This is a genomic window from Longispora albida DSM 44784, assembly GCF_000379825.1.
Taxonomy (GTDB): domain Bacteria; phylum Actinomycetota; class Actinomycetes; order Mycobacteriales; family Micromonosporaceae; genus Longispora; species Longispora albida.
On sequence record NZ_KB903839.1, the window covers coordinates 54846 to 77874 of the forward strand.

Genomic DNA, 23029 nt, shown 5'->3' on the forward strand with positions numbered 1-23029 from the left:
CATGGCCGTGACGTTCGAGCAGGTCAAGGCGTGGTGCCTTGACCTGCCGGGCGCGGCGGAGGAGCTGACCTGGGAGGTCGAGCTCACGTTCCGCGTCCAGAAGAAGATCTTCGCGATGGGCACGCCGACCGGCACGATGATCTCGGTCAAGGCCTCCAGGGAGGACCAGGAGGAGCTGATCGCCTCCGACGGTGAGACCTACCGGTTCGCGCCGTACGTCGGCCGGTTCGGCTGGGTGCAGGTCAACCTGCCGACCGCCGACCCTGACGAGCTGCGGGACGTGATCACCGAGGCCTGGCGGCGGACAGCCCCGAAGAAGCTGGTCAGGGCGTTCGACGCGGAGAACTCACAGCAGTAGCAGCACGAGGGCCGCCGTCGCGGCCACCTCCACACAGGCGCCGAGCACGTCGCCGGTGACGCCGCCGAACCGGCGTACACAGTGGAAGGTCAGGGCGGCGGCAGCCAGCAGTGAGCAGGCGACGGCGAGCGGCGCACCCACGGCCAGGGCCAAGGTCAAGAGCAACACCCAGACCCATTTCGTCGTACCTGCGACGAGCGCGCCCAGCCCATCCGGCCGCGCGCTCGGCACGCCAGCCCGGCAGGCCCAGGTCACGGCCAGCCGCCCGGTAGCCGTGGCGATGGCGAGCCCGGCGACGAGCCGGCCGGACGGCAGTGCGGAGATCGCCGCCACCTGGATCAGCAGCGTGAGCACGATCGCCACCACGCCGAACGGGCCGACGTCCGGCTTCTTCATGATCTCCAGTGCCCGCTCGCGGCTCGCGTACGAGCCGAGGCCGTCCACTGTGTCCGCCAGCCCGTCGAGGTGCAGCCCCCGGGTGAACAGTGCTCCGAGCCCGACCGTGATCGCCGCTCCGACCAGCGGCGGCAGCCCGGCCAGCCGCAGCCCCCAGGTGGCGAGCCCGAGGACGGCACCGAGGGCGGCACCGACGACGGGAGCCCAGTACATCGCGGAGCGCGCGGTGTCCCGGTCGATCCGGCCCGCCCGGACCGGCAGCACCGTGAACGTGGTGAGGGCGAGCCTCAGCCCGTGCACAGGTTCGCGGCGAGGGACAGGCTCGACTGGAGCATGGGGAGGGCCGCCAGGGCGTTGGCGCCCTCGCCGAGGCCGAGTTTGAGGTCGAGCACCGGGTAGACGCCGAGCACGTCGGCGGCGAGCTTCACCGTCGGGTGGCCGCCGTGGTCGAGCAGCAGCAGCCAGTGCCGGGTCTGGCCGGCGATGTCCCTGGCGAGCAGGCCGGCCGCGACCCCGAGCGGGCCGTCGATCAGTACCGGAGTGCGGCGGGCTGTCGCGCCGAGGACCAGCCCGGTCGCCACGGCCAGTTCCGAGCCCCCGAAGGCCGCGAGCAGGGTACGAGGGTCGCGGGCACCGGCCCGCACCCGCCGGAGCGTGTCCCGGACACCGGCGGCCCGGTCCATCCACGCGTTGTCGTCCACGGAACCGTCCGCCAGGGCGACCGTGGCGAGCAGCGCGGCGGGTTCCGCGCCGGTCAGCAGCGCTGTGACGGCGGCAGCTGCCTGGCCGTTGTCCGAGGTGGAGCCGAGGATCAGCAGGTCGGCGCCGGAGTCGGCCGCGCGGGTGGCGAGCGTGCGGCCGTGGTCGATGGCCGCCTCGACCTGCTCGGCGGTGAGCACGTCCTCCTTGGCCGGGTCCACGTCGTCGGCTGCCATGACGGCGACCTCGACCCTGACCCCGGCCCGGTCGGCCAGCAGCGGGAAAGCGCCCTCGCCCCGGGCAGGCTTCGGGTCAGCGGCCGAGTTGAGCAGGACGAGCCGCACGTCGGTGAACTCCGAGGGCGTCGGCGTGCCCTGCAGCGCGGCGGCCAGTGCGACCTGACCGGCCATCCTGCCGAGCCCGGCACCGGAAACGTCCAGTGTGGACAGCCGGGCGCGGGCGGCCTCGCGGGCCTCCTCGTCGGGCAGTGGCAGGGTCAGCGGGTCGAACGGGTCGGGCAGCTCGCCCAGTTCCGTACCGGTGACGAGCACCCCGGGCCTGGCCGACGTCCGCTCGGGAGCCGTCCGGATCCGCCGGGTCAGGTCACTCGCCGACGGCGGCGTGCCCTTGAGCCAGATCGGCGCACCGGCCACGACGAGCACCACCCCGTCGCAGACCTCGGCGAGGCGGCGGTTGAGCGTGCCGAGCGCGTCGGCGAACCTGCGGCCCGACTCGGTGGCCGGCACGACAGCCAGGCCGACCTCCGGGCTGACCATGACCAGCGGCCCGCGCCGGGCGGCCACGGCGTCGACCAGCGCGCCGAGTTCAGGGGCCTGCTCCCACCGCACGGCGTCGAAGGCGGCGGTGAGCCACGAGCCGAGGTCGTCGACGAGCAGCGGCGCCGGGGAGTCCAGCTCGGCGGCCAGGTCCGTCGTCTCCCGGGTCGTCCAGTGCGCGGGACGCCGCTCGGCGTGCGCCTTGATCCGCTCGGCCCAGGCGTCGTCGTCGGCACTCGGGCCGGTGGCCAGGTAGGTGACGGCCGGAGCGCCGGACAGCAGCGACTCGGCGTACTCCGACTTGCCCGAGCGGATCCCGCCGAGCACGAGCACCCGCCCGTAAGCCTCAGTCATGAGCAGCATCCTGCCACCTTCGGGTTACGGCTGGACAACCGTGGGCCTATAGGCTGGTGCTCCGGCGATCATCGGCGACGAAGGGGTGCGCAATGGCGTGGATCTGGCGGTACGAGGACGCTGACGGCCAGTCGGTGACTCCGCAGGACGCTGACGGCAATCCGGTGGAGGGCTCGGCGGAGAGCTACCCGGCCCAGGGTGACGCCGAGAGCTGGCTCGGGCAGAGTTTCCGCGATCTCCAGGCCGCCGGGGTCACGAAGGTGGTCCTGCTGGAGGACGACCGGGTCGAGTACGACATGAGCCTGCTCGCGGGCTGAGCACCCAGGTGACCAGGCCCAGCCCCGTCTTCGCCTCGCTCGCCGCGGTCACCGTGGCGGGCGGGGTGATGGCGTACCTGCCGTACGGCAACGTGCGGTTCAACGTCTTCCTGCTGGTCATCGGCGGCTGGCTCGTGTCGCTGTGCCTGCACGAGTACGCGCACGCGCTGACCGCGTACCGCTCGGGGGACCTGTCGGTGGCCGACCGGGGCTACCTGACGCTCAACCCGCTCAAGTACACCCACGTCGTGTACTCGATCATCCTGCCGCTGCTGTTCGTCCTGCTCGGCGGGATCGGCCTGCCAGGTGGTGCGGTGTGGATCGACCGGCACGCCGTGCGCGGCCGGTTCCGGCGGAGCCTGATCAGCGCGTGGGGACCCGCGACGAACCTGCTGCTGGGCGTCGCCCTGTCGGTGCCGTTCTGGTTCGGCCTGCCGAGCGAGGAGCACCGCGGGTTCTGGGCCGGCATCGCGTTCCTGGCGTTCCTCCAGTTCACGGCGGGCATCCTCAACCTGCTGCCGATCCCGGGGCTCGACGGCTACGGCATGATCCAGGAGTACCTGCCGCGCGACTGGCGCAGCGCTCTCGACAAGGCCCAGCCCTTCGGCATGCTGATCGTGTTCGCGATCTTCTGGACGCCGTCGATCGCCGGAGTGTTCTTCGACGTCGTGTACGGGCTGTGCGAGCTGGCAGGCATCCCGCCGTGGCGGGCGAGCGAGGGCTCGCGGCTGATCCGGTTCTGGCTGTAGACCAGGTTCTCCTGGATAGGGTGGGGTTCATGGAGTTTCGTCATCTCGGCCGTTCCGGCCTGCTCATCAGCGAGATCTCTTACGGCAACTGGATCACCCACGGCTCCCAGGTCGAGGAGGACGCCGCGCTGGCCTGCGTGCGCGCCGCGCTCGACGAGGGCATCACGACCTTCGACACCGCGGACACCTACGCCGGTACCAGGGCGGAGGCGGTGCTGGGCCGGGCGCTGAAAGGCGAGCGGCGCGAGGGCCTGGAGATCTTCACGAAGGTGTACTGGCCGACGGGCGACGGGCCGAACGACCGTGGCCTGTCCCGCAAGCACGTCATGGAGTCGATCAACGGCTCGCTCCGCAGGCTCGGTACGGACTATGTGGACCTCTACCAGGCTCACCGCTACGACTACGCGACCCCGCTGGAAGAGACGATGGTGGCCTTCGCCGACATCGTCCGGCAGGGCAAGGCCCTCTACATCGGCGTGTCCGAGTGGCGGGCGGAGGAGATCAGGGCCGCCGCCGAGCTGGCCAGGGAGCTGAGGATCCAGCTGGTGTCGAGCCAGCCGCAGTACAACATGCTCTGGCGGGTCATCGAGGCTGAGGTCATCCCGGCCTGTGAGGAGCTGGGCCTGTCCCAGATCGTCTGGTCGCCGATCCGGCAGGGCCTGCTGACCGGCAAGTACCTGCCGGGCCAGGCGCCGCCGGCCGGCTCGCGGGCCACCGACGAGAAGTCGGGCGCGCACTTCATGAAGAACCTGGTCAGCGACGACGACACCCTGTCGCGGATCCAGCAGCTCAAGCCGCTGGCCGAGGCTGCGGGCCTGACGATGGCCCAGCTCGCCGTCGCCTGGACCCTCCAGAACCCGAACGTCGCCTCGGCGATCGTCGGCGCCTCGCGCCCCGAGCAGGTCCGGGACAACGTGAAGGCCGTCGGCGTCAAGCTCGAAGCCGAGCTGATGAAGCGGATCGACGAGATCCTCGACCCGGTCGTCGAGCGCGACCCGGCCAAGACGGTCTCCCCGGCTGGCCGTCCTTAGTGGACGAACGTGCGGGTGGTGGCGCGCCTGTGCGTGCCACCACGGGGGAGCTGCTCAAGATCGCGGAGGAGTGCTGCCGGGAGGCAGTGCGTTTTCTGCGTACCGGGGGAGCGGACGTCACCACCACCGCCAAGGGCCCCTTCGACTACGTGACCGGCGCGGACACGGCCGTCGAGGACCTGATCGTCGCGGCGCTGCGTGCCGCGCTGCCCGGGTCGGCGATCGTCGCCGAGGAACGCGGTACGCGGCCCGGCGACGGCGTGACCTGGTATCTCGACCCGATCGACGGTACCGGGAACTTCCTGCGCGGCCTGCCGATGGCGTGCGTCTCGCTCGGTGCGGCTGTGGACGGCCGGATGGTCGCCGGCTGCGTGTACGACCTGTTCCGCGACGAGTGCTTCACGGGCGGTGCCGGCGAGCCGTTCCGGGCCGAGCCCGCGAGCTGGCTGCCCGAGCCGCAGATCGCCGACCGGCCGCTCGTGCTGACCGACCTGCCGTTGCCCGGCCAGGTGAACGGGCCGGCGATGGAGCTGGTCGCGACGCTGCTGGGCACAGCTGAGGTACGCCGGCTGTACTGCACGGCGCTGTCGCTGGCCTGGGTCGCGGCCGGCCGGGCCGACGTGGCCTGCAACCTCGGGATCTGGCCGTGGGACGTGGCAGCCGGGGCCGCGCTGGTCGAGGCGGCCGGCGGCACGTACATCCCGGTGGGCGGGGAGAGCGCCCAGACGGCCCGGGGATTCGTGGCTGTCGCGCCGGGGCGTGACCTGGGATTCGGCGAGTGGCTCGCCGGGGAGCTGGCTGGTGTGGGACCCCTCATGTCGCTATAGCGACATGAGGGGTCCCACGATCTAGATGACGGGCCGGGCGTCGGAGAGCAGCCGTTCGACGTGCTCGATCACTTCGGCCCGGGAGGCGAACACCGGCTCGATGATCTCCTCGCCGCGCCGGTCGAGCGCACCCCAGCGGTGCTCGGCGGACACGACCAGGTACGCGACCGGGTGGATGACCAGGCCACGGTACGCGGGCTGGAGCAGCACCTTTCCCTGCCGGTCCACGACGCCCTTCCGGCCGCCCCGCTCGACGACCGCCAGGCCCTCCTCGGTGAACCCGTCCACGTACCTGCCGTCAGCCAGCGCCGTGCAGAACTGGTCGTACGAGCAGGACAGCACCACCTTGCCGTGCACGTCCACGGCACCCCAGCCACCGGCCCGCCTGACGATCGCGACCCCGTGCCGGAAGGGCCGCACGTCGTCGTACCCGGCGGCGATCACGGTCCGGCCCTCGCCGTCGATCGCCACCCACTCGTCGTCCTCGGTGTGCCGGACCCAGGCCCGGTCGTCCCGGTACGGCTGCGCGTCGAAGTAGTCACCCTCGGGCATCCGCTGCTCCGGCGGGTCGGCAGCCTCCGGTACCGGGCCGAAGCCTGAGCGTTCCGCCCGGGCTGCGATCGCGTCGAGCGCCGTCTCGACCTCGGTGACGAACTCCTGGTCGAAGGTGAGGCGGCGCAGTTCGAGGGCGCGTTCGAGCAGGTTGGCGGCCTCGACGAGGTGACCCTGTTCGAGGGCCGACCGGCTGGCGTGCGCGTACAGTGACGCCCGCAGCGGGGCCGGCAGCTCGGAGGAGTTGGCCTTCGCGTACAGCTCGTCGGCCTCCGCGTGCTCCTCCCGCCACTGGTGCACCCGGGCCAGCCTGGCCCGCGACAGCGCGATCCGGCGCAGCTGGCCGGTCAGCTCGGCCTGCGCGAGGGCCATCTTCGCGTCGCTGAGCGCCGAGTCGAGATCCCCGAGCAGCCGGCGGCAGACCGCGCGCAGCCCGAGCAGCCTGGCCCGCACCCCGGCGTCGCCCGCCTCGGTCAGCCGCTCGGTGAGCGCGTCGCGTACCGACCGGATCAGCCCGGGATCGGCGACGATCTCCCGGAGCGTGTCCGGGTCGAGGTCGAAGCGGATCGCGGCGAGGGTGCGCTCGGGGTCGCCGGTGAGGGGCTCGCTGGGATATTCGGCGAGCCGGGGCGCCGGAACGGGAACGGGATCGGGCTCCGGTTCGGGTGCGGATTCCGGTTGCGGTGCGGGTTCAGCGGGAGTGGCCGGGGTGGCCCAGGACCACGACAGGCCCGAGGGGAGCTGGGGAGGCTCGCCGAACGTGAACGGTGCTGGTTCCTCGGGCTCCGAGGTGTCAGGCTGGGCGGGCTGCGGGGGCTGAACGGCGGTCTGAGCAGGGGTTTCGGTGTCGGCGGGCGCGTCGGATTCCGGCGCAGGCTGCGCGGGGCGAACGGCGAACCAGCCGCCTGCCACATCCGTCTCGCTCATGTCAGATCGCTCATGTCCGCATCCCGAAATTGACACGACGGCAGACGCCACGAAGCGTAGGCTCGCACGCTTGTGTGTCGGAAAGGAGGGTACGACGTGTCCGCACCCGCCGCCAGTATTCCCGCCGGTTCGTTACGTGCCTTTCTAGCCCTGGTGGGCGCTGGTTATAGACGGTTTTCTACCTACAGGCAGGCGGCTCTCGGCTCCGCCTTCACCAATGCCGTGTTCGGTTTCCTCAGATGCTCGGTCCTGCTGACCGTGGCCGCGGCCGGAGCCGGGGGCACCCTCGTCGGCTACAACCCGGCCCAGCTCGCCACCTACGTGTGGGTCTCACAGGGCCTGATCGGCGTGATCAACTTCTGGACGCAGCTCGACCTGGTCGAGCGGATCAAGTCCGGCAACATCGCCGCTGACCTGCTCCGCCCGATGGACATCATGTGGATGCAGCTGGCCACCGAGCTGGGCCGGTCCCTGTTCGGGCTGGTGCTCCGCTTCACCCTGCCGATCACCGTCGGCGCGATATTTTTTGATTTGTACCTGCCGGGCAAGCCCCACGTCTACCTGCTGTTCGTGGTCGCGATGGTGCTGTCGGTGCTCGTCGGCTTCCTCTGCCGGTACATCCTGTGCTTGTTGTGTTTCTGGTTTCTGGACATCCGCGGGTTCTGGACGGCGTGGGTGCTGTGCTCTGGGCTGCTCGGCGGGCTGCAGTTCCCGCTGCCGGTCTGGCCGGACTGGCTGGTGACCACGTTGTGGGTGGCCACGCCGTTCCCGTTGCTGCTGCAGGGCCCGCTGGACGTGCTGGTCGAACGGGAGTCGGGCGCGGTGATCGGGCTCCAGGTGGTCTGGCTGGTGATCCTGTTCGGCGTCAGCAGGCTCATGCAGGGCCGGGCGCTGCGCAAGCTGGTGGTGCAGGGTGGCTAACCCCTACGTGAAGCTGCTCGGCGCGCAGATCCGCAGCCAGCTGCAGTACCGGGCCTCGTTCTTCCTCGACCTGTCGATGGCGACCCTGCTGTCCGCTGTGGACATCGGCGCGCTGTTCCTGCTCTTCCGCGTGACGCCGGCCCTCGGGGGCTTCGGGTGGCGGGAGGTCATTCTGATGACGGCCATCTCCGGGGCCGGGTTCTGCATGGCCGACCTGGCGGTCGGGGAGATCGAGCGGCTGAAGCACTACATCCGGACCGGGCTCCTGGACACCGTGCTGCTGCGGCCCATGTCGGCCCTCGGCCAGCTCCTCGTGCTCGACTTCGCGACCCGGCGCGCGGGCCGGGTCGTGCAGGGAACGCTGTTCTACCTGGTCGCGCTGACTGTCGCTCCGGTCAAGTGGGACGCCGCGCGGGTGGTGTACGCGATCGTGGCCCCGATCAACGCCGCCGTCTTCTTCTCGGCGGTGTTCGTCACCCTGGCGGCGATCGCGTTCTGGTGGATCGAGTCCGGCGACATCGCCAACGCGTTCACGTACGGCGGGCGGGACTTCACGGCGTACCCGTCGACGATGTTCCACGGCTGGTTCCGTGGCCTGTTCGCCTTCGGGCTGGGCTTCGCCTTCGTCGCGTACCTGCCGGCCCTGGCCCTGCTCGGGCTGAGCGAGCCGATCGGCCTGCCGGACTGGGCCCGGTGGTGCTCCCCGCTCGTCACGCTGGTCGTTGTCCTCATCGCCCGGGCCACGTGGCTGGCCGGGCTCCGCCGCTACGGGAGTACCGGATCATGATCATCAAGACGGCTGGGCTGCGCAAGGACTTCGAGGTCAGGAAGAAAGCCGGGCGGCTGCGCCGGGTGACAGAGACCGTGACAGCCGTGGACGGCGTCGACCTGACGATCGAACGCGGCGAACTCCTCGGCTACATCGGGCCGAACGGGGCCGGCAAGTCCACGACGCTGAAGATGCTGACCGGGATCATGGTGCCCTCGGCCGGGGAGGTGACGGTGTGCGGGCTCCGGCCGGTACCGGACCGCGTGGCCCTGGCCCGCCGGATCGGCTCGGTCTTCGGCCAGCGGTCGCAGCTGTGGTGGGACCTGCCGCTGCGCGACTCGTTCGCCCTGCTCCGGCACGTGTACCGCGTCCCGGAAGCCGAGCACACCACCCGGCTGAAAGCCTGCCGGAAGCTCCTCGAACTGGACGAGTTCATGGACACGCCCGTCCGGCAGCTCTCCCTCGGCCAGCGGATGCGCGGGGAGATGACGGCCGCGCTGCTGCACGGCCCCCAGGTGCTCTTCCTGGACGAGCCGACGATCGGGCTGGACGTGGTCAGCAAGCAGGCCGTCCGCGAGTTCCTGGCGTCACTGCGGGACAAGGGCGACACCACGATCGTGCTGACGACCCACGACCTCGCCGACATCGAGAAACTGTGCGAGCGGCTGATCGTGATCGACCACGGCCGGGTGGTGCACGACGGGAGCCTGGCCGCCCTGCACGACAGGTACCAGATGAAGAAGCAGATCGTCGTCGAGCTGGAGGAACCCTGGGCCGGTGACCAGCGGCTGGACGGCGCTGCGCTCGTCGGCGTGGAGGGGCTGCTGATCCGGCTCGAACTGGATGGTGCCTCGGTCGGGCAGGTCGTCGCCCAGCTGCCGGCCTTCCGGGACCTGGCGGTGGTGGAGCCGGGGATCGAGGACGTGATCACCCGGCTCTACGGCAGCGACAGGGGCTAGGACGGGTCGGGGTGCTCGGTGACGTTCTGGAGGTAGAGCTGCTCACCGAGCTTCTCGATCAGCGCGAGCTGGGTCTCGAGGTAGTCGATGTGGTGCTCCTCGTCGGCGAGGATGTGCTCGAAGAGCGCCGCCGAGGTCACGTCACCGATCTTGCGCATGTACTCGATGCCCTTGCGCAGCCGGTCGACGGCCTCCTGCTCGACCAGCATGTCGCACTCGAACTGCTCCTTGACCGACTCGCCGATCCGCAGCGGGAAGAGCCGCTGGTAGTTCGGCAGCCCGTCCAGGAACAGGATCCGGTCGGTGAGGATGTCGGCGTGCTTCATCTCGTCGATCGACTCGTGCCGGGTGAACTTGGCGAGCTTCGTGTGCCCCCAGTTCTCCTGCATCTTCGAGTGGAGGAAGTACTGGTTGATCGCCGTGAGCTCGGCGGTCAGCTGCTCGTTGAGGAACTCGATGACTTTCGGATCTCCCTGCATAATTGCAGGATACGAGGGGGTATGCCCGAGTTCCGACTAAGGGTATGCAATGCCCGAATTAGGATAGGCAAGGGTTAGAGCGCGCGGGGGGTGGCCGGCTACGCCGCGGCCGTGGCCAGCGCGGGGTGCTCCTCGTCGATCAGGTCTGCGATCCGGTCCAGGCAGGACCCGCATCCGGTACCGGCACCGCAGGCGTCTCCGACGCTGTCCTCGCACCGCGCGCCGCGCTGGATCGCCGAGCGGACCTCGCACTCGCGGACACGCGCGCAGATGCAGACATACATCTGAGAACACCCTTTCGCTCGCCCCGTGATGCCTGGCCGGTTTACCCATGTTTTCGCCCGGCGTGGCGAGTTGCTTAGCCTGGCCTAAGCAAGGATGGCCTAAGCCCTGGGGGCCGTCAAGCCTTTGCGCAGCTCAGCGACCAGATCACACCCGGAAGGATGAGCCGTTGACGACGGCACTGGTCGATTCCTGCCCGGGAGTCGGGTTCTCGGGCTCTCGGCTCTTGACCCTCGCTCTTGATCTAGCGTGAAGTGGCCCGGTGAGCGGAAATCTGACAAGCAGAGCAAAAGCCCTCGCACTGGTTGTACGTGGGCTTTTGTTCTGTGCAGCTCAGATTTCCGCTCACCGGGTCCAAACGGCCTAGTAGAGCCAGAGGCTGATGGTTGTGCCTTTGGGGACCTGGGTGCTTGCCGCGGGGGATTGGGTGTAGACGACATTGCGGCCGCCCGGCCAGTTGAACGCCCTGTTCGCCACCAGCCCGATCGCGTCGAGTGACTTCTTCGCGTCGTCGAAGGACAGGCCCGCGAGGTCCGGCACGACGACCATCGCCGGGCCGGTGCTGACCGTCAGGGTGATCTCGGTGCCGGGCTCGACACCCTTACCCGACGGGAGGCTCTGCCCCACGACGTGGTCCTTGGGCTGGTCGCTCTCCTGGGTCGTCACCTTGACCACCAGGCCGAGGCGCTCCAGCTCGGCCTTGGCCTCGTCGAGCTTCTTGCCGGTCACCTTGGGCACGCTGATCGGCGGCGGGCCCTTGCTGACCACCAGGGCGACAGCGGCTCCCCTGGCGAGCACCGCTCCGGCCGGCGGGTCCGAGGAGATGACCTTGCCGGCCGCCGCCTCGTTGTACTGCTGGGTCTGCGTCGTCTTGAGCCCCATGCTGCCGAGCAGCTTCACGGCCTCGGCGGCGTCCATGCCGATCAGCTCGTTCGGCAGGGTGTAGCGCTCCTGGCCCTTGGAAACCGTCAGCGCGATCGTGCCGCCCCGGGAGATCGGCTTCCGGGGCTCCGGGTTCTGCGCCATGACGGTGCCGGCCGGGATGGTCTCGCTGTACTTCTCGGTGCTCGTCACGCGGAAACCGGCCTGCCCGGCCGTCGTCATCGCCTTGTCCTGGGACATCGCGAGCAGGCTCGGCGTGTCCACGTACCGGCCGGCGCCGAACCACCAGCCGCCGAGTGCGGCGATCAGGCCGATCGTGACGAGCACCGCGGCGATCACCAGCGGCGGGCGGCGGAGCGGCCTGCGCTTTGCCTTGACCGTCTGAGGCGGCCTGACCACCGGGATGAGCTGCGTGGCTGCCGAGGAGGTCTGCGGCGGGGGCTGGTGCCCCGGGTACTGGCGGAGGGGAACGAGATCCTCACGGGCTGCGGTCAGCTCGGCCAGCAGCGCCCCGGCGTCGGTGGGCCGGGCGCCCGGGTCGCGGCGGGTGGCCCGCGCGATGAGCTCGTCCACGATGGCGGGGGTACCGGGGGCGTAGGCCGAGGGCGGCGGGACGTCCCGCTCGACGTGCTGCCATGCGACCTCGACGGCCTTGTCCCCGTCGTAGGGCACGCGGCCGGTGATCAGCTCGAACAGCATGATCCCGGCCGAGTACACGTCGGCGCGCGGGTCGGCGTGGCCGGCGCTGACCAGCTCCGGCGCGACGTAGGCGACCGTGGCCAGCAGCTGCCCGCTGGAGTGGTCGTCGCCGCTGGCCTCGACCGCGCGGGCCAGGCCGAAGTCGGCGACCTTGATCTGGCCGTCGTCGGCGAGCAGCACGTTCTCCGGCTTGACGTCCCGGTGGACCATGCCGGAGCGGTGCGCGGCGGCCAGTGCCGCCAGCACGGGGGCCATGAGGCCCAGCGCCTCGGCAGCCGGGAGCCGGTGCCGCTCGGTGAGCAGGTCGCGGAGCGTCCGGCCGCGGATGTACTCCATGACCAGGTACGGCAGGCCCTCGTGGCGGCCCTCGTCGTACACGGCGACGATGTTCGGGTGCGCGAGACGGGCGATCATCTTCGCCTCACGCTCGAACTTCTCGGTGAACTGACGGTGCCCGGCGTGCGTGGCGTGAATGATCTTGATGGCGACCGTGCGCTCGAGGCGCTCGTCGATCGCGTGGTACACCGTCGCCATGCCACCACGGGCGACCCGGCCGCGAATGCGGTACCGGTCGTCCAGCAGGGCCCCGATCAACGGATCGGCAACAGTCGTGTCCATCGCAGGCAGTGTACGGGCCACGCGCCGCCGTGTGGCCGAGCCTGGCCGTCTGGCATAGGTCGGCGCTGGCGGGAGTAACCGGCTCACCGCCGCGGCGCCACGGAACCGGGCGAACCCGGCGTGCTCGGACCCGTCGTCGGGGCTGGCGAGGAACCAGAAGGCGAGGGCGTCGGCGTGGGAGACGGCGAGGCCGTCGGCTTCGGAGTGCTCTCCGGCGGCTGGGTACCAGGGGTGGTCGGCTGGGGGCCGGGGAGCGTGGGCACGGCGGTGGCTGGCCTGGCCGGCGTGCCGGTACCGGATGAGGGTCTGGCGCCGGGGGTTGAGGTGGGTGCCGTGGTGCCCCTCGGCGTGGGAGTGGTGCCGGCCGGGCCGCGGCTGGCGCGCGGAGTCGAACGTGCGCCGCGCGCCGGGCCGCCCTCGGCCCCGTTGACGACCTCGCCCGGCCCGGGCGGCGCCGCGGCGGGCGGTTCTGGTGCGCGCATGTGCCCGGCGACGGCGAGCACGATGGCGTACGACACCACCGCGACCACGCCGACCAGGAAGGCGAGCCCGGCCAGCGCCACGCCGCGGTGCGCAGGACGGCCAGGCTGGATACCCCGGCGGAGCAGGTCGTAGCGGAGTGAGCGCACGATGCCGCCAACCTCTCGTCGGAGGTTCATGATCGATTCCCTTCCAGCGGCCAGCCTGAGGGGAGGGGAGGACAGGCCCTAACCTGTGGATGTGACTACGGAAATTCCGCCAGCCGGATGGCTGACTCTGCCCGACGTTGCCGATCTTCTCGGCCTGCCGATCCTGAAGGTGCGGCAGCTGCTCAAGGACGGGGCGATCCTTGCCGTCCGCCGGGACGGGGTGCTGCGGGTGCCCAGCGAGCTGCTCGCTGGTCCACTCGTGATCAAGCACCTCCCGGGTGTGCTGAACGTGCTTCGGGACGCTGGGTATAACGACGAAGAAGCACTCAGGTGGCTCTATACCCCGGACGAAACGCTGGGCGGGACGCCTGCCGAGGCGCTCAACCACAGGTCGACCGAGGTCAAGCGCCGCGCGCAGGCGATGGGCTTTTGAGGCATCTGTCCTTCCTGGCCGTGCTGGCCGGCTGCCTCGTGTGCGCGCTGTGGCTCGAACCGGTGCTCCGGGTCGGCGTCCTCCGCCAGTGGCGCCGGCTCGCGCTGGCCATCGCGCCGGTCGCGGTGGTGTTCGTCGCGTGGGACGTGGCGGCCATCGCGGCCGGTCACTGGTGGTACGACCCGGCCCAGATCCTCGGCCTGCGCCTGCCCGGCGGCCTCCCGCTGGAGGAGCTGCTGTTCTTCCTGGTCGTCCCGCTGTGCGCGATCCTGGGCTACGAGGCTGTCCGGACCAGCCTGCCCAGGGTCCGGGCGGTGCTCGCCAGGAGCAGGCGCGGCCGATGAGCTACACCCTCGCCGCCGGCCTCGGCCTGACCGTCGCGGTCCTGCTCGATTTCTTTGTACTCCGTACGAGAGTCCTGCGATCCGCGGCGTTCTGGTGCACCTACCCGATCGTGCTGTTCTTCCAGCTCGTGAGTAACGGAATCCTCACCGGCCGTGGCATCGTGCTCTACGATCCTGGTGCGATCGTCGGCTGGCGGCTGGCCAACGCACCCGTGGAGGACCTGGTCTTCGGCTTCGCCCTGGTGCTGGTGACGCTGTCCCTCTGGACCAGGCTGGGTACCCGTGAATAGTAAGAAGAAGACCGGCCTGCTCCTGGCCGGCCTGCTGGTACTGGCGGCCATCGCCGGTGCGGTGCTGATCGGCAAGTACAGCGGCACTCCGGACGCGCGCCCGACGGCCACCGCCACTGCTGTGGTGTCGGCGTCGGCGACGCCCAGTTCCCGGCTCGCCACCATCAGCGCCGCGGAACTGCCCGCGGAAGCCCGGGACACGCTGGCACTGATCGACCAGGGTGGGCCGTTTCCCTACCGGCAGGACGGCGTCGTCTTCGAGAACCGGGAGAACCGGCTGCCGAAACGGGCGGGCGGCTACTACCACGAGTACACGGTGAAGACGCCCGGAGAGCGCGACAGGGGACCACGGCGGATCGTCGTCGGCTCGGACGGCGACACCTACTACACGGCCGACCACTACGCGAGCTTCCGGCACGTGCTCCGGTAGCCGCCGATACTGTCGGACCCGGCTGGAATACTCGCACACATGTACGAAGCTTTCGGTGTACTGCTGCTCCGGTACCGGCTGGCGCTCGGCTGGAGCCAGCGTCGCCTGGCCACCCGGCTGTGCGAGGCCGCAGGCACGGCGACGCTGAGCCGGCACGAGGTGTCGCGCTGGGAGCGCGGCCAGCGGGTGCCGGGGCCGTTCTGGCTCGGCTGGCTGGCCGACGTGCTGTCCGTACCGGAGCCTCAGCTGGCAGCGGCGGCAGCCCGCGCGGCCCGGCAACACCGGCCGGCGCGACGGCTGCGCGCGAGGGCCGCCCGGCAGCCGGTGACGCCCCGCGCCGCCGTCCGCAGGCCCCGCAACGGCGTCACCAGGCCAGGACCGGCTGTGCGTCGCGGGCGGAGCACCCCGAGCCGGCGAGCCACCGCCGGCACGCTAGCGTCGGATCCGTGACAGACGAGCACACCAGCCTCTTCCGGCACCGGGTCAGCGCGGCCCTCGAAGGCTTCCTGGCCGCACAGCACGCCCGGCTGGGGACGATCGACCCGGCGCTGATCCCGGTCGCGGAGACCCTGGCTGAGTTCGTGCTCGGCGGCGGCAAGCGGATGCGGCCGGCCTTCGCGTACTGGGGCTTCCGTGGCGCGGGCGGCACCGACACCGACGAGGTCGTCGCCTGCCTGTCAGCCCTGGAGCTGGTGCAGGCCAGCGCGCTCATCCACGACGACGTCATGGACTCCTCCGACACCCGGCGCGGGCTGCCTGCCGTGCACCGGAGGTTCGCGACGCTGCACAGCGCCGAGGGCTGGGCCGGTGACCCGGAGAGCTTCGGCCAGTCGGCGGCCATCCTGCTGGGTGACCTGTGCCTGTCCTGGTCGGACGAGATGTTCGACGGTTCCGGGGCCGACCCGGTGGCTGTGGCCAGGGCCCGCCCCCTCTTCGACGAGATGCGCACCGAGGTCACAGCCGGTCAGTACCTGGACGTGCTGGCGGTGGCCACCCGGGACACGAGCCTGGAGCGGGCCAGCAAGATCGCGGTGTACAAGTCGGCGAAGTACACAGTGGAGCGCCCGATCCTGATCGGCGGCGCGCTGGCCGGCGCCCCCGCGAGCCTGATGGCCAGCTACTCGGCCTACGGGCTGCCGCTGGGCGAGGCGTTCCAGCTCCGCGACGACGTGCTCGGCGTCTTCGGCGACCCGGCTGTCACCGGCAAGCCAGCCGGGGACGACCTCCGTGAGGGCAAGCGCACGTACCTCGTGGCCGCGGCGATGGCCGCCGGATCAGCCGCGGAACGGGAAGCGGTCAGCACCCTGCTCGGCGACCCGGGCCTCGACGAGCCCGGCATCGACCGGCTCCGCGAGATCATCGTGTCGACCGGCGCGCTCGCGGCGGCGGAGGCGCGGATCGCCGAGCTGACGGCAGCGGCGTACGCGGCCCTCGAAGCGGCAGAGGTCGCCGACGACGCCCGCAAGGTACTCGCCAGCCTGGTGGAAGCGGCCACCCGCCGCACCGTCTAGCCCCCGCCCGGCCAGCCACCCCACCGACCCGGCCTAGTCCCACCCGCCCACCCGCACCCGGCACCCACACAACACCGGCCACCCCTCACCGCACCGCAAACGGCCGATCCTGCGGCACCTCAATCCGCAAACGGCACCTCCAGGCCCAAGCCGCGCACCTCCATGCCTGACCGGCGCACCTCCAGGCCTGAGAAGTGCACCTCCAAGCCCAAGCAGCACACCCCATGCCGGAGCGGCGCACCTCAACCACCAACGGGCACCGTCCAAACCCAACCGGCATCACCCCGCCCACGTCGGTGTTCACCACGCTCCACCCAAGCTGGATTGTCGCCACTCATGACCACCACGTGAGCGCCGTTCACCCTGCCCGCACAGTGCCCCGAAAAAGATGATTCGCACGCAATAGCCGACCCCACCCACCTGGATTGTCCGATCAGGACGCCACTCCTGACCACACCTTCGCCCCGCCTCCCCGGTTCGTTCGCTGGCTACTCCCACGCCCCGCCCCGACCGGTTGGATGAACGGTGTCACTGGCTCACCTGCCCGAACAGGAGGCCCAGCAATGGTTGACCCCGGCATGCCACCGCACGGCGTGACGCATCCGATGTCGTGGCGCCTGGCCGCACTGCTCTACACCAGTCACGACATGCGCCCGCAGGTACCAGGTGAGCGTGCTGCCGGACCACCACGGTGCAAGGAGTGCGGGCAGGCGTGGCCCTGTTTCGGCCGGCAGCTGGCCGAGCTCGGCCTGGCGCGGTCCGGGACGACCCAGTCCGGCCCCCAGCCCGATCCCTGGAGCGATGTCGAACACACTGACCAGGCCAATCCTGACCCGGATTCTGGCTGGAATGAGTACTTCGGCCCCGAAACGGCGCCGGAGGGGCCATGATGGCTGCAATGGTCAGCGCACCGGTCATCACGCCACGCTGTGAGACGCCCACTGCGTGCTTTATCGAAGCACGGAGTGGCCGCTACCCTGACCCCGTGGCCTTCACCAATCCGTACCTGGCAAGCCCTGCCTCGATCGGCGACCTCGTGCGCGCCGGTGAGCCCACGTTCTCCTTCGAGTTCTTCCCGCCGAAGAACGCCGACGGGGAGCAGGTGCTGTGGCAGACCATCCGTGAGCTGGAGCAGCTCCGGCCGACGTTCGTCTCCGTGACCTACGGGGCCGGCGGCACGACCCGTGACCTGACCGTCGAGGTCACCGAGCGGCTGGCCACCGAGACCACGATGCTGCCGATGGCCCACCTGACGGCCGTCGACCACTCCGTCCGCGAGCTGCGCCATGTCGTCGGCCGGCTCGCCGCCGCCGGCGTGCACAACATCCTCGCGGTCCGTGGCGACCCGCCCGGCGACCCGAACGGCGAGTGGATCCGGCACCCGGAGGGCCTGCTCTACGCAGCCGACCTCGTCCGGCTGATCAAGGAGTCCGGTGACTTCTGCGTCGGCGTGGCGGCGTTCCCGTACAAGCATCCGCGCTCGGCCGACGTCGCCAGCGACACGCGGCAGCTGATCAGCAAGCTGCGGGCCGGCGCCGACTTCGCGATCACGCAGATGTTCTTCGATGCCGACGACTACCTGCGGCTGCGCGACCGGGTCGCGGCCGCTGGCTGCGACGCCCCGATCCTGCCGTGCATCATGCCCGTCACCAGCTTCGGCACGATCGCCCGTTCGGCGCAGCTGTCCGGCGCGCCGTTCCCGCCGGCGCTCGCTGCGGAGTTCGAGGCGGTCAAGGACGACCCGAAGGCCGTCCGCGCGCTCGGCATCGAGCACGCTGGCGAGCTGTGCAGGCGCCTGCTGGACGAGGGCGCCCCGGGGATCCACTTCATCACGTTCAACCGGTCGACCGCGACGCGGGAAGTGTGGCAGAACATCACGGGGGTTGGTGCGCATGCCCGATGAGGGAATCACTGTCCTGGGGGCCGGCCTGGTGCCGGTCACGCCGGACGTGCTGGTGGCGAGGTTCGGCGCCGAGGTGACGGCGGAGTCCGTCCAGGCGGCGCTCGACCGGTGCTCTTCGGCGCTGGCCAAGATGAACGGCGTGCTGAAGGCAGCCGAGATCGCCGCGAAGGACCGGCAGACCGCCGGTGCCCGGGTGTACCAGGCCTATGACGGCAATGGTTCCCCGCGCGGCTGGACGGCCAGCCAGCAGCTCACCGCCCGGCTGCGCGACCTCGGCACGGCTGGCGACCTGATCAGCTCGGTCATCGGCGCGGCTGGTGACGCCGCCCGCCTCCACGACCTGAGCTTCACTGTGGACGACCCGGCCGAGGCGCGGAACGCGGCCAGGGACCTGGCGTACGCCGACGCGAAAGCGAAGGCCGAGCGCTACGCGCACCTGGCCGGCCGCAGGCTCGGCCCGGTCGAGGCGATCCGCGAGTCCGACGGCGGCGGGTCCTCCCCGATGCCGGGCGGCGCGCGCATGATGGCGTTCGGCGGGGCTGCCCCGCCGGTCGAAGCAGGCGAACTGGAGATCTCTGCGTCGGTGGAGGTGCGATGGGGGTTGCTGAGCTGACCACGCTGAGCTGGGACGGGTACGCGGCGCGCTGGGCGACGCTGCACGGCGAGGATCCCCGGCTGGTTCCCCAGCCGAACAGGTTCTGGCTGCGGCTGTCCTACGCTCTGGCCAGGCCGCTGGCTCGTTTCGGGGTGACGGCTGGCGCGGTGACGGTGTTCGCCCTGGTGGCGAGCCTGATCGCGCCGGGTCTCGCCGCGCGGGGCGGTGGCTGGCCGGTCCTGTCGGCTGTCGCGGTGGTTCTCACCGTCGCGGCCGAGGGCGTGAGCCGGGCGCTGTCCGTCCTCACCGACCGGATCACACGGCTGGGCTACGTCTACGCTGCGCTCTGCGAGCGGATCGCCGAGGCGGCCTGGCTGGCCACGCTCTGGGTGCTGGGCGCGCCCGGTGGCCTGCTGGTCGCCTGCGGTGGGCTGACGCTGCTGCACGAGTACCTGAGGAGCCGCACTGCCGAGACCGGGTCGGTGCTCCCGCCCGGGCAGACCCTCGGCGACCGGGCGGGCCGGGCTGCGGTGGCTGCCGGCGGCCTGCTGGTCTGCGGGCTCAGCGGGCTGCTCTCCGACACGCTGGCCAAGGGTGCGGCGACGCTGGCCGGGGCTGCCTGGCTGCTGCTCGCGGTCCTGGGCTTCGCGTCCCTCCTGACCGCCGTCCGCCGCACCCTGAGCTAGGACCTCTAAACCTCCGAGGAAAGCTCCAGCGGGAGGGTCCGGCCCAGTACCGCGAACGGCCGCTCGTCCCCCGGGAAGTGGAAGTCGCGCAGCACGTCGCGGAAGCCGACCCGGCGGTAGAGCCGCCAGGCCCGGGAGGCCTCGCGGGGTACCTCCGGTGTGGACAGCAGCACCGTCCGCTGTGGAAGCCCGGACAGCAGGGCGGTGAGCTGCTGGTACCCGGTGCCGTGCCCCTGGGCTCCCGGCGCGACGTGCAGTTCGACGAGTTCGAAGCAGTCGCCCAGCCAGCCGGTGTAGTCCGGCTGGCTCAGGGCGCCCTTCACCTGCTCGTGCCACCACTGTCCCGGCGAGGACTGGTACCCGTAGCCGAAGCCGAGGAGCGTCCCGTCGTTGTCGTCCACGGTCGCGACGGCCCGGAAGCCCGGCCGGCGGGTGTGCCCGGCGACGAAGGTCCGGCGGGTCAGGATCAGGTCGGCCGGGTAGGACATGGCCGCCCCGTACACCCCGAGGACGTCGTCGAGGCGGCGGATCAGGTCGTCGGGTCCCCAGCTAATGAGCGGCACGACTACACATCTTGGCGGATCACGACAAGGTCTGGGGAGCGGCCAGCCGGGAGGACATCCAGTCGAAGGCTCCCGGGATGAGGATCACCCAGGGGGCCAGCGTGTGCCCGCCCTTCGGGATGAACTCGGTGGTCAGCCGCATCGGGGCCTTCACGAGCGCCCCGAACTCCCTGATGTTGCTGACCGACCGGGTGTCGTCGAGCGGCGCGCCGTACCAGAGGTCCATGTCCGGGACCGGCAGGTTCTGGATACGCCACAGCGGGGCGTGTTCCTTGCGCAGCTGCTCGTTGCCCCGGAAGAGGTCCTGGTTGCCGCCGGGGCCGCCGGGCATCGTGGTGAAGTACCCGGCCAGCGAGGCGGCCACCCTGTACTTGTCGGGGTGCCGCATCGTGTGGTTCACCGCGCAGTACCCGCCGAGCGAGAAGCCGATGATGCCCCAGGCCGCGGCTTCGGTCCGCGCGCGGTACCTGCTGATCACCGCGTTGCGCACGTCCACGGTCAGGTACGTCTCGAACTGCGGCCCGCCGACGGCGTCCACGCACTGGCTGTCGATCTTGGGGTCGGGGTGGTGTACCGGCCAGATCACGATCGTCGGGGCCATCCGGTGTTCCCGGATCTCCTTGTCCAGCGTGGCCTGCGCCTGCACCTCGGAGATGATCCAGGTCTGCGGGGTGCCCGGGAAGCCGGAGTACGCCGTGATCACCGGGTATCGCATGTTCGGCGACTGGTCGTAGCCGGGCGGCAGGTACACGTACACCGGCAGGCTCACCCCGGACTTGCCGACCGGCGGGTTGAACACGTCCATCCGGCTCGCGCCGGGCTTCGCCGCGATCGGCACCCCGTCGTCGTCCCGGGGGACTGGCGGCGCGGCGGCGGCCTTGGCGTCCTGGCCGAGCAGCGCGTCCCAGGTGGGGTAGAGGAACAGGATCCGGTTGACCAGCACGCCGACGACAGCCAGCGCGGTCAGGGAGCACAGTGTCAGCAGGGCTGGCCGGACGAGCCACCGGAATCTCCGGTTGCGCGCCCATGCCCAGGCCGCGAACGTGCTCGCGGCGACGGCAGCGCCGAGGCAGATGTAGAGCAGGCTGGTGCTGGTCGGGCTCACGGTAGGGGTGACTCCACAGTTCCGGGGCGGCTGACTTTATGGCCGGGGCGTCGTGCCCGGCTTCGTCGGCGTGGCCGGCGGCGCGGTCACGCTCGGGGTGGGCAGGGGCGGCGGGATGCTCGGCGGCAGGGTCGAATGACTGACCTTCCCTGCGGTCTGTGCCGGGTCCAGCGGCGCGGGCAGCTGCGCTGTGGCCCACCGCAGTGCCGCCACGATCGGCTCCTTGCCCGCTTCTGGTTCTTTCTCTTTCTGGGTACCTGCGGAGGCAGTCGCCCTGCCACCAGCCCGGCTCGTCGGCGGCCGGCTCGCGGCACTCGTCGCCGGCGCGGCGCTCGTCGGCGGGACGCTCCCCGTCGGTACGGCTGACGGATACACCGGGGGTGTCGGCAGCCCGGCCGGTGGCTGGGCGCCCTGCGGCATGAACACGGCCAGCGGCTTGTGCGCGGCCGTCAGTGCCTTGCCCGGCCCGGCCAGCTCCCCGGGAGCTGAGGGCAGCAGCGCCGCCGCAGCCCGGTACCGCTCGGGGTGCCTCGTGACCAGTTCCAGCCCCCCTGCCGCGTGCTTGCCGACCCCGACCACGCTCCACCGGTCGGTCAGCGCGCGCAGGTCCCGGGTCAGCTCGACCGGCAGTTCCGTACCGAGCAGCCTCACGCTCGCCTGGTCGGCGGCCTTGGACCGGACGAAGACCACGATCGCCGGGTCGGCCTGCCGCCCGGTGACCCTGGCATCGGCCCAGCCGCCCGCCGCCGGCGTGACCCCGGGCGCAGCGACAACCACGATCACGGGGAACCGGCTGCTCACCTGGCTGAAGTACTGCGGCGGCAGGCTGACGACCGGGTGCTCGGCCAGCGGCCAGTTCCCGCCGCCGGCCGGCTGCCAGGGGAAGGCCAGCCCGGCCCGGCTGCCCTGCTGCGAGCGGGCCTTGAGCCACTCGTCGAGCCCGCCGCTGGACACGCCCTCTGCCACCACGGGCTGCTGCTTCTTCTTCGGCGGGCTGATCAGCGTCTCGAGCGTCGGGTACAGCTGCTCGGACGTGTTGAACACCAGTCCGGCGGACACCAGCACCATCGCCTGGCTGAGCAGAAGCGACAGAGTGCGAAGGACCAGCCTGCCCCGCCGGGGCCACCGCCGCCAGAGCAGCGAGGTGGAGACGATCACGGCGGCGGTGAGCACGAAGGCCGCAACGAGCGTCGATGTGGCGGTCAGGGACATGCGACCACTGTAAGAGCCGCGTTCGGCGTGCTCGCCGGAAAGTGATCTCCATGACAGCCGGTGTTCGCCGTGCGCGGCATAGAGCCAGCTTTATCCCTTCCGTCACGTGCGGTGCCCGGAATGGGGCTTGCTGCCTGGGTGCCGGACGCGTTACTGTGCGCTTGTTCGAACATTAGTTCGATAAGGAGCCTCGCATGCTGACCATCCCGGCGCACGCCTTCCCCCACCGCACCCCTCTCGAACTGTTCGCTGTGGCCCGTCGCGGGCTGGCCGAGGCAGCCGCCGCGAAGACAGCCGAGGAGCGCTACGCCACCGCCCACCTGGCGGCCCTGCGCGCCGCCGCCGCGATCCTGGCGGCCAGGGCCCGGCCGGCCCCCGGTGGCCGCGGCCGCCCCACCAGCGTCTGGGGCCTCCTCAGCCAGGTCGCTCCGGAGCTCACGGACTGGGCGTCACTCTTCGCCGCAGGCGCACGCCGCCGTGCCGTCGCCGAGGCGGGCGTGCCGGGCGTGGTCACGGCGGAGGAAGCGGCCACGCTGCTGCTCGACGCCGAGCGTTTCATCGCCGTCGTCGCGGACGCGCTGTCCATCACGTACCGCTCGGCCGGCATCCTCGGCCAGGCGGCCTAAGTCGTCAGAACCTCAGCCACCGGGCTCTCTGGGGAGGGCAGCCCGGCGCACGGCGCGAGACGCGCCTTGGGAGCGGCGGGGGCCGTGTCCACCCTTGCGGACACGGC

At 71.0% G+C, this 23029-nt stretch carries 28 protein-coding genes; 18 read left to right on the forward strand and 10 right to left on the reverse strand.

The window, feature by feature from the left end:
- The first annotated feature begins 1 nt into the window (after nucleotide 1).
- Nucleotides 2-358 carry an MmcQ/YjbR family DNA-binding protein gene (locus tag A3G1_RS0131490; RefSeq protein ID WP_018353487.1) on the forward strand — a complete coding sequence of 119 codons (357 nt, stop codon included), beginning with the start codon at nucleotides 2-4 and terminating at the stop codon, nucleotides 356-358.
- On the opposite strand, the gene A3G1_RS0131495 is transcribed toward A3G1_RS0131490, so the two are convergent.
- Together A3G1_RS0131495 and A3G1_RS37795 are read right to left on the reverse strand one after the other, a co-directional pair.
- Nucleotides 347-1054, reverse strand: a complete 708-nt coding sequence (locus A3G1_RS0131495) for an adenosylcobinamide-GDP ribazoletransferase (protein ID WP_018353488.1) — start codon at nucleotides 1052-1054, stop codon at nucleotides 347-349. The genes A3G1_RS0131490 and A3G1_RS0131495 overlap by 12 nt on opposite strands.
- Nucleotides 1042-2583, reverse strand: a complete 1542-nt coding sequence (locus A3G1_RS37795; protein ID WP_169437637.1) for a bifunctional adenosylcobinamide kinase/adenosylcobinamide-phosphate guanylyltransferase — start codon at nucleotides 2581-2583, stop codon at nucleotides 1042-1044. Before A3G1_RS37795 ends, A3G1_RS0131495 begins: the two co-directional genes overlap by 13 nt.
- A gap of 92 nt (nucleotides 2584-2675) precedes the next feature.
- Here A3G1_RS37795 and A3G1_RS0131505 point away from each other — a divergent pair, with 92 nt between their 5' ends.
- The 4 genes from A3G1_RS0131505 to A3G1_RS0131520 are packed head-to-tail and all read left to right on the forward strand — an operon-like array spanning nucleotide 2676 to nucleotide 5507.
- Entirely contained in the window at nucleotides 2676-2900 is a 225-nt protein-coding gene (locus tag A3G1_RS0131505; protein WP_018353490.1) for a hypothetical protein, read from the forward strand.
- Between the two features lie 8 nt (nucleotides 2901-2908).
- Nucleotides 2909-3649, forward strand: a complete 741-nt coding sequence (locus A3G1_RS0131510) for a site-2 protease family protein (RefSeq protein ID WP_018353491.1) — start codon at nucleotides 2909-2911, stop codon at nucleotides 3647-3649.
- Nucleotides 3650-3678: 29 nt separating this feature from the next.
- Nucleotides 3679-4680 (forward strand): aldo/keto reductase family protein, encoded by a 1002-nt coding sequence (locus A3G1_RS0131515; RefSeq protein WP_018353492.1) that lies wholly within the window; start codon nucleotides 3679-3681, stop codon nucleotides 4678-4680.
- Between the two features lie 29 nt (nucleotides 4681-4709).
- Nucleotides 4710-5507 carry an inositol monophosphatase family protein gene (locus A3G1_RS0131520; RefSeq protein ID WP_018353493.1) on the forward strand — a complete coding sequence of 266 codons (798 nt, stop codon included), beginning with the start codon at nucleotides 4710-4712 and terminating at the stop codon, nucleotides 5505-5507.
- A gap of 21 nt (nucleotides 5508-5528) precedes the next feature.
- Here A3G1_RS0131520 and A3G1_RS37800 read toward each other — a convergent pair whose 3' ends face one another.
- Complete coding sequence (locus A3G1_RS37800; RefSeq protein ID WP_018353494.1) at nucleotides 5529-6986, reverse strand: WG repeat-containing protein; 1458 nt, start codon at nucleotides 6984-6986, stop codon at nucleotides 5529-5531.
- A 222-nt stretch (nucleotides 6987-7208) separates the two neighbouring features.
- On the opposite strand from A3G1_RS37800, the gene A3G1_RS0131530 reads away from it, so the two are divergent.
- The 3 genes from A3G1_RS0131530 to A3G1_RS0131540 are packed head-to-tail and all read left to right on the forward strand — an operon-like array spanning nucleotide 7209 to nucleotide 9635.
- Nucleotides 7209-7907, forward strand: coding sequence for an ABC transporter permease (locus tag A3G1_RS0131530; RefSeq protein WP_018353495.1), 699 nt, complete (start codon nucleotides 7209-7211; stop codon nucleotides 7905-7907).
- Nucleotides 7900-8694, forward strand: a complete 795-nt coding sequence (locus A3G1_RS0131535) for an ABC transporter permease (RefSeq protein WP_018353496.1) — start codon at nucleotides 7900-7902, stop codon at nucleotides 8692-8694. The genes A3G1_RS0131530 and A3G1_RS0131535 overlap by 8 nt, the downstream gene beginning before the upstream one ends.
- Nucleotides 8688-9635, forward strand: coding sequence for an ABC transporter ATP-binding protein (locus tag A3G1_RS0131540; RefSeq protein ID WP_026212712.1), 948 nt, complete (start codon nucleotides 8688-8690; stop codon nucleotides 9633-9635). Before A3G1_RS0131535 ends, A3G1_RS0131540 begins: the two co-directional genes overlap by 7 nt.
- On the opposite strand, the gene bfr is transcribed toward A3G1_RS0131540, so the two are convergent.
- From bfr to A3G1_RS41050, 4 genes are all read right to left on the reverse strand, one after another.
- Nucleotides 9632-10114 (reverse strand): bacterioferritin, encoded by a 483-nt coding sequence (bfr, locus tag A3G1_RS0131545; RefSeq protein ID WP_018353498.1) that lies wholly within the window; start codon nucleotides 10112-10114, stop codon nucleotides 9632-9634. The two genes, A3G1_RS0131540 and bfr, sit on opposite strands and share 4 nt — an antisense overlap.
- A 98-nt stretch (nucleotides 10115-10212) precedes the next feature.
- Entirely contained in the window at nucleotides 10213-10398 is a 186-nt protein-coding gene (locus tag A3G1_RS0131550; RefSeq protein WP_018353499.1) for a (2Fe-2S)-binding protein, read from the reverse strand.
- Nucleotides 10399-10759: 361 nt separating this feature from the next.
- Nucleotides 10760-12595, reverse strand: coding sequence for a Stk1 family PASTA domain-containing Ser/Thr kinase (gene pknB, locus A3G1_RS0131555; protein ID WP_026212713.1), 1836 nt, complete (start codon nucleotides 12593-12595; stop codon nucleotides 10760-10762).
- 83 nt (nucleotides 12596-12678) lie between these two features.
- Nucleotides 12679-13254, reverse strand: coding sequence for a hypothetical protein (locus A3G1_RS41050; RefSeq protein WP_157641545.1), 576 nt, complete (start codon nucleotides 13252-13254; stop codon nucleotides 12679-12681).
- A gap of 55 nt (nucleotides 13255-13309) precedes the next feature.
- Between A3G1_RS41050 and A3G1_RS0131565 the strand changes: the two genes are divergently transcribed.
- The 9 genes from A3G1_RS0131565 (at nucleotide 13310) to A3G1_RS0131615 (ending at nucleotide 19416) form a co-directional block, all read left to right on the forward strand.
- Nucleotides 13310-13657 (forward strand): Rv2175c family DNA-binding protein, encoded by a 348-nt coding sequence (locus tag A3G1_RS0131565; RefSeq protein ID WP_018353502.1) that lies wholly within the window; start codon nucleotides 13310-13312, stop codon nucleotides 13655-13657.
- Nucleotides 13654-14001 (forward strand): lycopene cyclase domain-containing protein, encoded by a 348-nt coding sequence (locus tag A3G1_RS0131570; protein ID WP_018353503.1) that lies wholly within the window; start codon nucleotides 13654-13656, stop codon nucleotides 13999-14001. The genes A3G1_RS0131565 and A3G1_RS0131570 overlap by 4 nt, the downstream gene beginning before the upstream one ends.
- Nucleotides 13998-14291, forward strand: a complete 294-nt coding sequence (locus tag A3G1_RS0131575; RefSeq protein ID WP_018353504.1) for a lycopene cyclase domain-containing protein — start codon at nucleotides 13998-14000, stop codon at nucleotides 14289-14291. The genes A3G1_RS0131570 and A3G1_RS0131575 overlap by 4 nt, the downstream gene beginning before the upstream one ends.
- On the forward strand, nucleotides 14284-14721 hold the full coding sequence (locus A3G1_RS0131580) for a guanyl-specific ribonuclease (protein ID WP_018353505.1): 438 nt from the start codon (nucleotides 14284-14286) through the stop codon (nucleotides 14719-14721). The genes A3G1_RS0131575 and A3G1_RS0131580 overlap by 8 nt, the downstream gene beginning before the upstream one ends.
- Nucleotides 14722-14760: 39 nt before the next feature.
- The gene (locus tag A3G1_RS39275) at nucleotides 14761-15171 is read left to right on the forward strand and encodes a helix-turn-helix domain-containing protein (protein ID WP_018353506.1); all 411 of its coding nucleotides are present in this window, start codon (nucleotides 14761-14763) and stop codon (nucleotides 15169-15171) included.
- Nucleotides 15168-16232, forward strand: a complete 1065-nt coding sequence (locus tag A3G1_RS0131590) for a polyprenyl synthetase family protein (protein ID WP_018353507.1) — start codon at nucleotides 15168-15170, stop codon at nucleotides 16230-16232. The genes A3G1_RS39275 and A3G1_RS0131590 overlap by 4 nt, the downstream gene beginning before the upstream one ends.
- A gap of 985 nt (nucleotides 16233-17217) precedes the next feature.
- Nucleotides 17218-18135, forward strand: coding sequence for a methylenetetrahydrofolate reductase [NAD(P)H] (gene metF / locus A3G1_RS0131605; protein WP_018353510.1), 918 nt, complete (start codon nucleotides 17218-17220; stop codon nucleotides 18133-18135).
- Nucleotides 18125-18748, forward strand: a complete 624-nt coding sequence (locus tag A3G1_RS37810) for an SIMPL domain-containing protein (protein WP_018353511.1) — start codon at nucleotides 18125-18127, stop codon at nucleotides 18746-18748. The genes metF and A3G1_RS37810 overlap by 11 nt, the downstream gene beginning before the upstream one ends.
- Nucleotides 18730-19416 (forward strand): hypothetical protein, encoded by a 687-nt coding sequence (locus A3G1_RS0131615; protein ID WP_018353512.1) that lies wholly within the window; start codon nucleotides 18730-18732, stop codon nucleotides 19414-19416. Before A3G1_RS37810 ends, A3G1_RS0131615 begins: the two co-directional genes overlap by 19 nt.
- A gap of 5 nt (nucleotides 19417-19421) precedes the next feature.
- On the opposite strand, the gene A3G1_RS0131620 is transcribed toward A3G1_RS0131615, so the two are convergent.
- The 3 genes from A3G1_RS0131620 to A3G1_RS0131630 are packed head-to-tail and all read right to left on the reverse strand — an operon-like array spanning nucleotide 19422 to nucleotide 22296.
- The gene (locus tag A3G1_RS0131620) at nucleotides 19422-19979 is read right to left on the reverse strand and encodes a GNAT family N-acetyltransferase (RefSeq protein ID WP_018353513.1); all 558 of its coding nucleotides are present in this window, start codon (nucleotides 19977-19979) and stop codon (nucleotides 19422-19424) included.
- A gap of 19 nt (nucleotides 19980-19998) precedes the next feature.
- A complete protein-coding gene (locus A3G1_RS0131625; RefSeq protein WP_018353514.1) occupies nucleotides 19999-21084 on the reverse strand; it encodes an alpha/beta hydrolase in 1086 nt (361 codons plus the stop codon).
- Between the two features lie 36 nt (nucleotides 21085-21120).
- Entirely contained in the window at nucleotides 21121-22296 is a 1176-nt protein-coding gene (locus A3G1_RS0131630; RefSeq protein WP_026212715.1) for a hypothetical protein, read from the reverse strand.
- Nucleotides 22297-22490: 194 nt separating this feature from the next.
- Between A3G1_RS0131630 and A3G1_RS0131635 the strand changes: the two genes are divergently transcribed.
- Nucleotides 22491-22922 carry an SAV_6107 family HEPN domain-containing protein gene (locus tag A3G1_RS0131635; protein ID WP_018353515.1) on the forward strand — a complete coding sequence of 144 codons (432 nt, stop codon included), beginning with the start codon at nucleotides 22491-22493 and terminating at the stop codon, nucleotides 22920-22922.
- Nucleotides 22923-23029 lie beyond the last annotated feature (107 nt).

Bases quoted from the DNA above. Each gene is read 5' to 3' on its own strand.
- A3G1_RS0131490 (WP_018353487.1), top strand. From the start codon at position 2: ATGGCCGTGACGTTCGAGCAGGTCAAGGCGTGGTGCCTTGACCTGCCG.
- A3G1_RS37795 (WP_169437637.1), bottom strand. From the start codon at position 2,583: ATGACTGAGGCTTACGGGCGGGTGCTCGTGCTCGGCGGGATCCGCTCG.
- A3G1_RS0131505 (WP_018353490.1), top strand. From the start codon at position 2,676: ATGGCGTGGATCTGGCGGTACGAGGACGCTGACGGCCAGTCGGTGACT.
- A3G1_RS0131515 (WP_018353492.1), top strand. From the start codon at position 3,679: ATGGAGTTTCGTCATCTCGGCCGTTCCGGCCTGCTCATCAGCGAGATC.
- A3G1_RS37800 (WP_018353494.1), bottom strand. From the start codon at position 6,986: ATGAGCGAGACGGATGTGGCAGGCGGCTGGTTCGCCGTTCGCCCCGCG.
- bfr (WP_018353498.1), bottom strand. From the start codon at position 10,114: ATGCAGGGAGATCCGAAAGTCATCGAGTTCCTCAACGAGCAGCTGACC.
- A3G1_RS0131550 (WP_018353499.1), bottom strand. From the start codon at position 10,398: ATGTATGTCTGCATCTGCGCGCGTGTCCGCGAGTGCGAGGTCCGCTCG.
- pknB (WP_026212713.1), bottom strand. From the start codon at position 12,595: ATGGACACGACTGTTGCCGATCCGTTGATCGGGGCCCTGCTGGACGAC.
- A3G1_RS41050 (WP_157641545.1), bottom strand. From the start codon at position 13,254: ATGAACCTCCGACGAGAGGTTGGCGGCATCGTGCGCTCACTCCGCTAC.
- A3G1_RS0131575 (WP_018353504.1), top strand. From the start codon at position 13,998: ATGAGCTACACCCTCGCCGCCGGCCTCGGCCTGACCGTCGCGGTCCTG.
- A3G1_RS39275 (WP_018353506.1), top strand. From the start codon at position 14,761: ATGTACGAAGCTTTCGGTGTACTGCTGCTCCGGTACCGGCTGGCGCTC.
- A3G1_RS37810 (WP_018353511.1), top strand. From the start codon at position 18,125: ATGCCCGATGAGGGAATCACTGTCCTGGGGGCCGGCCTGGTGCCGGTC.
- A3G1_RS0131615 (WP_018353512.1), top strand. From the start codon at position 18,730: ATGGGGGTTGCTGAGCTGACCACGCTGAGCTGGGACGGGTACGCGGCG.
- A3G1_RS0131630 (WP_026212715.1), bottom strand. From the start codon at position 22,296: ATGTCCCTGACCGCCACATCGACGCTCGTTGCGGCCTTCGTGCTCACC.
- A3G1_RS0131635 (WP_018353515.1), top strand. From the start codon at position 22,491: ATGCTGACCATCCCGGCGCACGCCTTCCCCCACCGCACCCCTCTCGAA.